Annotated in this window: 1 rRNA gene; it reads left to right on the forward strand. The window is 54.7% G+C overall.

The window, feature by feature from the left end:
• Positions 1 to 2,359, forward strand: a 23S ribosomal RNA gene (locus tag MHZ97_RS22210); the annotation flags it as partial.
• Positions 2,360 to 2,379 lie beyond the last annotated feature (20 nt).

Raw genomic sequence — 2,379 nt, forward strand, 5'->3', positions numbered from 1 at the left:
TGGGGTGACTGCGTACCTTTTGTATAATGGGTCAGCGACTTATATTCTGTAGCAAGGTTAACCGTATAGGGGAGCCGCAGGGAAACCGAGTCTTAACTGGGCGTTAAGTTGCAGGGTATAGACCCGAAACCCGGTGATCTAGCCATGGGCAGGTTGAAGGTTGGGTAACACTAACTGGAGGACCGAACCGACTAATGTTGAAAAATTAGCGGATGACCTGTGGCTGGGGGTGAAAGGCCAATCAAACCGGGAGATAGCTGGTTCTCCCCGAAAGCTATTTAGGTAGCGCCTCGTGAACTCATCTCCGGGGGTAGAGCACTGTTTCGGCTAGGGGGCCATCCCGGCTTACCAACCCGATGCAAACTGCGAATACCGGAGAATGTTATCACGGGAGACACACGGCGGGTGCTAACGTCCGTCGTGAAGAGGGAAACAACCCAGACCGCCAGCTAAGGTCCCAAAGTCATGGTTAAGTGGGAAACGATGTGGGAAGGCCCAGACAGCCAGGATGTTGGCTTAGAAGCAGCCATCATTTAAAGAAAGCGTAATAGCTCACTGGTCGAGTCGGCCTGCGCGGAAGATGTAACGGGGCTAAACCATGCACCGAAGCTGCGGCAGCGACGCGTATGCGTTGTTGGGTAGGGGAGCGTTCTGTAAGCCGTCGAAGGTGTGCTGTGAGGCATGCTGGAGGTATCAGAAGTGCGAATGCTGACATAAGTAACGATAAAGCGGGTGAAAAGCCCGCTCGCCGGAAGACCAAGGGTTCCTGTCCAACGTTAATCGGGGCAGGGTGAGTCGACCCCTAAGGCGAGGCTGAAAAGCGTAGTCGATGGGAAACAGGTTAATATTCCTGTACTTGGTGTTGCTGCGAAGGGGGGACGGAGAAGGCTATGTTGGCCGGGCGACGGTTGTCCCGGTTTAAGCGTGTAGGTGTGTGTTCCAGGCAAATCCGGTTCACTTTACACTGAGGCGTGACGACGAGGCACTACGGTGCTGAAGCAACAAATGCCCTGCTTCCAGGAAAAGCCTCTAAGCTCCAGGCAACACGAAATCGTACCCCAAACCGACACAGGTGGTCAGGTAGAGAATACCAAGGCGCTTGAGAGAACTCGGGTGAAGGAACTAGGCAAAATGGTGCCGTAACTTCGGGAGAAGGCACGCTGGCGCGTAGGTGAAGGGACTTGCTCCCGGAGCCGAGGCCAGTCGAAGATACCAGCTGGCTGCAACTGTTTATTAAAAACACAGCACTGTGCAAACACGAAAGTGGACGTATACGGTGTGACGCCTGCCCGGTGCCGGAAGGTTAATTGATGGGGTTATCCGTAAGGAGAAGCTCTTGATCGAAGCCCCGGTAAACGGCGGCCGTAACTATAACGGTCCTAAGGTAGCGAAATTCCTTGTCGGGTAAGTTCCGACCTGCACGAATGGCGTAATGATGGCCAGGCTGTCTCCACCCGAGACTCAGTGAAATTGAAATCGCTGTGAAGATGCAGTGTACCCGCGGCAAGACGGAAAGACCCCGTGAACCTTTACTACAGCTTGACACTGAACACTGGTCCTTGATGTGTAGGATAGGTGGGAGGCTTCGAAGCGTGGACGCCAGTCTGCGTGGAGCCGTCCTTGAAATACCACCCTTTAATGGCTGGTGTTCTAACGTAGGCCCGTTACCCGGGCTGCGGACAGTGTCTGGTGGGTAGTTTGACTGGGGCGGTCTCCTCCCAAAGCGTAACGGAGGAGCACGAAGGTTGGCTAATCCTGGTCGGACATCAGGAGGTTAGTGCAATGGCATAAGCCAGCTTGACTGCGAGAGTGACGGCTCGAGCAGGTGCGAAAGCAGGTCATAGTGATCCGGTGGTTCTGAATGGAAGGGCCATCGCTCAACGGATAAAAGGTACTCCGGGGATAACAGGCTGATACCGCCCAAGAGTTCATATCGACGGCGGTGTTTGGCACCTCGATGTCGGCTCATCACATCCTGGGGCTGAAGTAGGTCCCAAGGGTACGGCTGTTCGCCGTTTAAAGTGGTACGCGAGCTGGGTTTAGAACGTCGTGAGACAGTTCGGTCCCTATCTGCCGTGGGCGCTGGAAAACTGAGGGGGGTTGCTCCTAGTACGAGAGGACCGGAGTGAACGCACCGCTGGTGTTCGGGTTGTCATGCCAATGGCACTGCCCGGTAGCTAAGTGCGGAAGAGATAAGTGCTGAAAGCATCTAAGCACGAAACTTGCCCCGAGATGAGTTTTCCCTGACCCCTTGAGGGTCCTGAAGGGACGTTGAAGACGACGACGTTGATAGGCCGGGTGTGTAAGCGCAGCGATGCGTTGAGCTAACCGGTACTAATGACCCGTGAGGCTTAACCTTACAACGCCAGAGGCGTTTTG

It is taken from the genome of Pantoea sp. ACRSC (assembly GCF_022346785.1).
GTDB classification, from domain to species: domain Bacteria; phylum Pseudomonadota; class Gammaproteobacteria; order Enterobacterales; family Enterobacteriaceae; genus Pantoea; species Pantoea alvi.